This window comes from Mesorhizobium sp. M8A.F.Ca.ET.208.01.1.1 (assembly GCF_004791315.1).
Taxonomy (GTDB): Bacteria; Pseudomonadota; Alphaproteobacteria; order Rhizobiales; family Rhizobiaceae; genus Mesorhizobium.
The window spans coordinates 1-307 of sequence record NZ_SRUT01000278.1 but is presented as its reverse complement, the minus strand read 5'-3'; the positions used below and the strand labels follow the sequence as shown (position 1 = coordinate 307).

1 pseudogene is annotated in these 307 nt (G+C 63.5%); it reads right to left on the bottom strand.

Going from position 1 to position 307, the window contains the following annotated elements:
* Positions 1 to 307 (bottom strand): annotated as a pseudogene (locus EN851_RS35285) (hypothetical protein); the annotation flags it as partial.

Below are 307 nucleotides of genomic sequence, written 5' to 3'. Positions count from 1 at the left end.
GCCGAGCAGGTAATAGGTCGGCTCGCCGGCATAGGCGAGGTAGAGGTCGTTGGCGCGCACCGCCTTCTCGCTGGCAATCTTGGCCTTCTCATATTCGCCGCACAGCACGTAAATGTGCGCAGGCATATGGTTCATATGGCCGGCATCCGGGCACATCGTGCCCAGCCGTTCCGCCGAGCGCATGCCGCGCTCGGGCTGTGTCGACATTTCAAGCAGATGGATGTGGAGATGAAGCGCCGCCGGGTGCGGCGCGGCCCCTGCCTCATCCGACATCCTGATCGAGCGTTCGCATATCTCCAGCGCCTCG